The 6,831-nt window shown below is 52.9% G+C and carries 6 protein-coding genes; 3 read left to right on the top strand and 3 right to left on the bottom strand.

Annotation, left to right across the window (positions count from 1 at the left end; translation table 11 throughout):
• The coding region (locus C7K08_RS11990) for an HDIG domain-containing metalloprotein (RefSeq protein WP_117434650.1) at window positions 1–802 on the top strand (802 nt) is incomplete at its 5' end.
• Here the strand turns inward: C7K08_RS11990 and C7K08_RS11995 are convergent.
• Window positions 803–1,639 carry a carbohydrate ABC transporter permease gene (locus tag C7K08_RS11995; protein WP_106500830.1) on the bottom strand — a complete coding sequence of 279 codons (837 nt, stop codon included), beginning with the start codon at window positions 1,637–1,639 and terminating at the stop codon, window positions 803–805. It abuts the gene before it with no gap.
• Window positions 1,636–3,243, bottom strand: coding sequence for a 2-isopropylmalate synthase (locus C7K08_RS12000; RefSeq protein ID WP_106500831.1), 1,608 nt, complete (start codon window positions 3,241–3,243; stop codon window positions 1,636–1,638). Before C7K08_RS12000 ends, C7K08_RS11995 begins: the two co-directional genes overlap by 4 nt.
• A 109-nt stretch (window positions 3,244–3,352) precedes the next feature.
• On the opposite strand from C7K08_RS12000, the gene C7K08_RS12005 reads away from it, so the two are divergent.
• Both C7K08_RS12005 and arsS read left to right on the top strand, forming a co-directional pair.
• Window positions 3,353–4,927 carry a glycoside hydrolase family 57 protein gene (locus C7K08_RS12005; RefSeq protein ID WP_106500832.1) on the top strand — a complete coding sequence of 525 codons (1,575 nt, stop codon included), beginning with the start codon at window positions 3,353–3,355 and terminating at the stop codon, window positions 4,925–4,927.
• Window positions 4,924–5,889: an arsenosugar biosynthesis radical SAM (seleno)protein ArsS gene (gene arsS / locus C7K08_RS12010; RefSeq protein ID WP_106500833.1), complete on the top strand. Its 966-nt coding sequence runs from the start codon at window positions 4,924–4,926 to the stop codon at window positions 5,887–5,889. Before C7K08_RS12005 ends, arsS begins: the two co-directional genes overlap by 4 nt.
• A 20-nt stretch (window positions 5,890–5,909) precedes the next feature.
• Here arsS and C7K08_RS12015 read toward each other — a convergent pair.
• Window positions 5,910–6,831: lycopene cyclase family protein (locus C7K08_RS12015; RefSeq protein ID WP_106500834.1), on the bottom strand; the 922-nt coding region annotated here is incomplete at its 5' end.

Genomic DNA, 6,831 nt, shown 5'->3' on the forward strand with positions numbered 1-6,831 from the left:
GGCGGAGGGGGTATTGATGGGGGGGCTATTGCTGCTTGGTTTACTGCTTGCTCCATTTGTGGAACAACTTTTTGGGCTGGTAACCCGTTCGCGCTTGCTGGAGCTGAGCGATCTGCAACGGCCGCTGCTGCGCAAGCTGGCCTCAGAGGCCCCTGGCACTTTTGAGCACACCTTGATGATTTCGAGCCTGGCGGAGGAGGGGGTGCGGGCGATCGGCGGCGATGTTGATCTTGCCCGTACGGGATCGCTRTATCACGACATCGGCAAACTGCATGCCCCCCAATGGTTCATCGAAAATCAAAGCGGTAATAATCCCCACGAACACTTAAACGACCCTTGGCGCAGTGCTGAAATTCTCCAGGCCCATGTGGATGAAGGCCTCAAGATGGCCCGCCGCTTCCAATTGCCAAAACCGGTAACCAATTTCATCCCAGAACATCAAGGCACCTTGCGGATGGGTTATTTCTTCCACAAAGCCAGGGAACAAAATCCGAATGCAAGCGACAAACCATTCCGGTATCGCGGCCCCAGGCCCCAATCAAAGGAAACGGCTGTTTTGATGCTCGCCGATGGCTGTGAAGCAGCCCTACGTTCAATGCCACCGGAAACCAGTGAAGCCGAAGCGAAAGATGCCGTGCGACGCATCATCCAGGCCCGTAAATACGACAAACAACTGGCCCTAAGTGGCCTAGAAACAGCTGAAAGCGAATTATTAGTTGCTGCATTTGTGCAGGTGTGGAAACGAATGCGCCACCGGCGTATCCCCTATCCGATTCCTGCCCGCAAAGGATTTAGCGCCTGATCAACCCTTYACCGCATCGCCACTGGCGCTGGGCAAAATAAAGCGCTGCAGCAAAATAAATATAAAAAGAACCGGCAAAATAGACACAACCGAACCAGCTGCCACCAGCCGCCAATCAAGGGAAAAACTACTTGATAGTTGCTGTAATCCCAARGGYAATGTGTATAGATTTGGATCATCTAATATCACCAAAGGCCAGAGGAAATCTCCCCAAGTGCCAATAAAAACAAACATAGCCAATGTAATTAAATCAGCCTTTGCAGCTGGAATTAACACATTCCACCATTCGCCCAAGGGGGAACAGCCATCCATGCGGGCAGCCTCCTCCAATTCAACGGGCACAGCAAGAAAACTTTGGCGCAATAAAAATATGCCAAACGCCGTGGCAACATTGGGCAAAATTAAAGCCACTAATGTGTTACGCAAGCCAAGTTGCACCATCAACACATACAAAGGAATCATCACCACTTGAAATGGAATCAATATTGTTGCAACCACCAAAGCCAGAGCCATGCCCCTGCCGCGAAACTGCATACGCGCCAAGGGAAATGCAGCCAAGGAGCAAAACAACAGATTAGCCATCACACTAAAACCACTTACCAGGGYACTATTAAAAAGATATTTAGCCATCGGGCTCTGGCTAAATAAACTTCCGTAGGCCTGCAAACTTGGCTGCAATGGCCATAGGTTAGGGGGACTGCTGAAAATATCTTCAGCTGGCCCCTTTAACGACGTACTTAACAGCCATAGCAATGGCATCAGCATTACAAGGGCCAGCAATAGCAACAGCCCCAATTGCAAAGCAAGGGCTAAAGGGGCAGTGCGAAGCCTTTTCATAAAACCGGCAGGGGGGTTTGCTGGGGATGCAAAGGCTGGCTCTGCAAACTGCTCACCAAGCGGTTCAAAGCATTAACAAATGCCTGGGCCGCCGCCACCACCACATCGGTATCGGCCGCATGGCCGGAATACAAACGCCCATTCTGGCGCAAGCGAATTGTTACTTCACCCATGGCATCAATGCCCTCRGTAACTGATTTCACTGAGAATTCMACCAGTTCATTGGGCACTTGAACCAATTGATTCAATGCTCCACACACGGCATCAACAGGACCCGTACCAATGGAAGCAACACTGCGTTGCTTGCCATCGATGGTGCGGAGGGTAACAGTTGCGGTGGGTTGCAGATTAGTGCCGCAGCTAACCTGCACGCCAAGCAATTGATAATGGGCCTGTAACTGCTGCGTGTGGTCGCTAACTATGGCCTCAAGATCTCTATCGGTGATTTCACGTTTGCGATCGGCAAGTTCCTTAAAGCGAGCAAAAGCATCATCTAAATCGTCTCCACTAAGCGTGTAGCCAAGTTCCTCTAGGCGGGCGCGAACAGCGCTGCGACCACTTAATTTGCCGAGGCTAATGCGGTTATCGCTTAGGCCGATTGTGCGGGCATCAATAATTTCATAGGTGAGCCGATTTTTTAATACCCCATCTTGATGGATACCGCTTTCGTGGGCAAAGGCATTTGCCCCCACAATCGCTTTATTTGGTTGCACAGCCATGCCGGTTAGGTTGCTAACCAAGCGTGATGTTTTATAGATTTCTTCTGTGCGTATTGCAGTGAGCGGTTCTGGATTGGCCGCCTCTCGCCCCAGGAAAGGGTTGAAGTATGAACGCCGCACATGCAAAGCCATCACCAATTCCTCTAGGGATGCATTACCCGCCCTTTCACCAATGCCATTGATTGTGCATTCCAATTGACGGGCGCCATGTTTAACCGCCTCAAGGAAATTAGCAACTGCCAGGCCAAGATCGTTGTGGCCATGCACTGAAATAACAGCTTGATTGATATTTGGCACATGCTGATTTATGCCCGCAATTAAGCCGCCAAATTCAGCCGGGGTTGAATAGCCAACCGTGTCKGGGATGTTGATGGTGCTTGCCCCTGCATTAATCGCTGCCTCAATCACCTCATACATRAAYTCCGGTTCACTGCGGCCGGCGTCTTCACAGGAAAACTCCACATCCTCCACAAGGGAACGGGCATAGGCCACCATCTCAGGCACGATCTGAAGCACCTCAGCTCGGCTTTTACGCAACTTGTGTTCCAGGTGGATATCGCTAGTGGCAAGAAAGGTGTGRATGCGTTTGTGGGCTGCAGGGGCAACCGCCTCAGCACAGGCCTTGATGTCGCCCTTGGTAGCCCTTGCTAGGCCGCAAATGATTGGGCCATCAGTGCTGCCAACGGCTGTGGCAATGCGCTGCACCGCATCGAAATCACCAGGGCTGGCAAAGGGGAAGCCCGCCTCGATGATGTCTACCCCTAAACGGCTTAACTGCTGGGCAATGGCAAGTTTTTCATCCAGGTTCAAGCTGGCGCCAGGGGACTGCTCCCCATCCCTAAGGGTTGTGTCGAAAATCAATACCCGGCCTGGATCCTTAGCCATTGATACGCCCGCGGAAACCGCGCCTCCCTGTTGAACTCTGTTGCAACTCTAAGAAGCGCTTGGGCCGTGAGTATCAAGAGCCGTAAACTGAGTACATCGATGAATGTCCATGGCCACTGGAGCTCTGGCCTTGGTGCTTCACGGCCATCTGCCTTATGTGCGCAGCCGTAATCCAGGGTCACTTGAGGAAGACTGGTTTTTTCAAGCGCTMGTAGAGAGCTACTTGCCCCTATTGGGCATGTTGGCCCGCTGTGATGCCAATGGTTTAAAGCCAAGGCTCACGATGAGCCTCTCGCCCACACTTCTATCGCTGCTGAACGATCCTGTGCTGCAGGAGCGTTTCCCCGCTTGGATCGAGCAACGCATTGAGCTGCTGCAGCGGGCACAACCTGAAGAAGAGCAAGCCGCCAGCCATCTGCTCCAGCATTTCAGCCTGCAACTGCAGGCTTTTAGCGATTTCAATGGCGAACCGATCCGCGCTTTTGCCGCCCTGCAGCAGGCCGGTGTGCTSGATTTGCTCACCTGCAGTGCCACCCATGGATATCTGCCATTGCTGCGGGATCCACCGGAGGCGGTGCGCGCTCAACTGCTAACCGCCGTAAGGGAACACGAAAGGCTATTGGGCGCAAAACCCCAGGGCATTTGGCTTCCTGAATGCGCCTATTACGAGGGACTCGACCAGCAATTAGCGGCAGCGGGCCTGCGCTATGCGGTGCTAGACGCCCATGGGTTGCTCCATGGCTTGCCGCGGCCCCGCTATGGGGTTTATGCACCTATTTGTTCGCCAAGTTCGGTTGCATTTTTTGGGCGCGACAGTGAAGCCACCCTGCCGGTGTGGTCGGCCAGTGATGGCTATCCCGGCGATGGCTCCTACCGGGAATTCCACCGCGACCTCGGCTGGGATCTACCCGAAGAGGAGCTGCAGGCCGCTGGCATCTTGAGTAGCAGGCCCCTGGGTTTGAAACTGCGGCGGGTGAGTGGCGGCGATTGTCCATTAAATAAAAAATTGCCYTACGACCCCGTTGCCGCCGCCCTAACCGCCCAACGCCATGGCAGTAGCTACGTGGCCGGCAGGCTGGAACAAYTGCGGGGCTTGGGTGAATTGATCGATCGTGCACCGTTGGTGGTRGCCCCTTTTGATGCTGAATTATTTGGCCATTGGTGGTTTGAGGGCCCGCAATTTCTTGAACAGGTTTTCCTGCAAGGGGCYGCCGCTGGCCTTAATTTCTGCAGCCTCAAGGGCAGCTTGAGCAATGGCGCCCAGCTGCAGGTTTGCAGGCCATCACCCTCAAGCTGGGGCCAGGGTGGTTACCACTCCTATTGGCTAAGTGAAAGCAATGCCTGGGTTGTGCCCGATTGGCACCGCGCTTCATTGGCAATGGTGGAAGCGAGCGSCAGGGAACAACRGCAAAGGGATCCCCAGCGGCAACGCCTGTTGAAACAGGCGGCACGGGAATTACTGCTGGCCCAATCATCAGATTGGAGCTTCATYCTKMGGGCTGGCACCACCACAGAATTGGCCCGCGAACGGATTCACCGCCATCTAGATCGTTTTTGGCGATTGCTGGAATTGCTTAAGCCAAACCATTGCTCCAATGAAAAAGAACGCATCTGGCTAGATGCTGTGGAACAGGAAGATTTCCTATTTCCTTTGGTAGAGCCCAGTGATTGGCTGGCCCAATGACCCTGGCAGCAGCGCCCTGCTTTAACGAAAAACTAGAAAGCCCCTTGCGGCGCTCGCAGCACCTAAAGGTGCTGCAGTTAAACCTGGGCAAACTCTGCAATATGCACTGCAGCCATTGCCATGTGGAGGCAGGCCCCCACCAGGGGGCAAGCCAGATGCCAGAGCAAGTTGTTTTGCAATGCATTGCAGCCATCGATCAACTACGGCCGGAAGTGGTTGATCTCACCGGTGGGGCACCGGAACTGCACCAGCAGTTCAAAAYSCTGGTGCAGGCAGCTCGTGATCGAGGTTGCCAAGTGRTCAACCGCAGCAATCTCACGGTGCTATTGCTGCCAGCCCTAGCTGATCTAGCCCCCTGGCTGGCGGCAAAACAGGTGCAAATTGTGGCCAGCCTGCCCAGCTGCGAAGCCTCAACAACCGATGCCCAAAGGGGCTCAGGCACCTGGGAARCATCAATGCGGGCCCTACGCAARTTGAATGCCYTGGGATATGGCCTTGGCGATCCAAACCTGCCGCTCTCATTGATGAGCAACCCGCCGGGGGAAGCCCTGCAACAACTCACCGCCTGCGATCAAAAACAATGGCGCGAATGCCTCGGTAAAGAAGGGGTGAGTTTTGATCATTTAATTGGTTTAAATAACATGCCAATCGCTAGATTTCTCGATGGCTTAGAAGCCAACGGACGCACTGATCTATACATGCAAAGCCTGGTGGATGCCTTTAATCCAGCCAGCATTTGCGGTTTGATGTGCCGCACAACATTATCGGTGGCCGCTGATGGCAGCATCTACGATTGCGATTTCAATCAAATGCTTGAATTACCGCTGCTGGCAAAACAAAAACAGGTAAATATTGGAAATGTTTGCCTGGAGGATCTTGCGGGCAATCTAATTAATATCGGCAACCATTGCTATGGCTGCACCGCAGGCCAGGGCAGCAGCTGCAGTGGGGCAACCACTTGAAGCTATCTTAAAGCTTTGCTTTAAAGCTTAGTTTTAAAAAAAGAAAACCCAATCAAACCCCATCGAACATTAGGAGACGATTTAATAAATAGCTGCAGCATGGCAACTATCAGCTGCCACAGGCTAAGCGTATTGGTGAGAAAACCAAACCACTGGTGTTGAGCTAATACAAAAAAACTGCTAAAAAATGCCTTGAGATTAGCTTCATTAAAAGCAATTAATTTATCCAAACCAAAACTATAAATTGCATGCTTAAATCTTAATTCCAACGGCCAGAGCACCCGCCAGGYCCGTTTAGCAATCAAAGCAGAACTCAGCTCCGGCTGGCTRAGGCCAGCGGCGATCGCAGCAGCAAAACCTGGGGCACGGCGCAACAWTGCGCCTATTAGGTAGCCAGAAGCGGGATGCACCATGCTGGCGGCAGAACCAAAAGCCAGCAGCTGTTGTTTCAAATCCGGCAAGGCTAAATTCATTGGAAATAAACAAAATTCCTCGTGCTGCACCTGAAGCGGCTCAATTCCCCGCWGGGCTAAACGCCGCCAYAGGCGTTCTTTTAATWSCCCATAGGGCACAGGTGGYGCCAAGGCRAGGGARGTTTCTTCCACAAAAAAGAGGCCMGCACCAAAATCCATGGCATATAAAAARGTGGCRGGTTCGTTGTTACGTTCCTGCTCACTTAGGTGATTTGCTCTGTARTCCATCAATACAAATTGACCGGGCKCCACCGGCGGCGCCGAAAAGCGGCCAAYGATGCCATAGGCCGCTTGGCTAGCCACTGGCTTGAGCTGGGTCCTTTTCACAAATGGGGAATGATGGCCGCTGGCRTCTAACACCAACCGCGCCTCTAGGCACTCACCAGCTGCGGTGGTAATTGATGAATACTTGGAATCATGGGCAACTGAAACCACCTGGCCCAGCTGCCAATCAACAGCCCCTTGTAGG

Source organism: Synechococcus lacustris str. Tous, from assembly GCF_003011125.1.
GTDB lineage: Bacteria > Cyanobacteriota > Cyanobacteriia > PCC-6307 > Cyanobiaceae > Synechococcus_D > Synechococcus_D lacustris.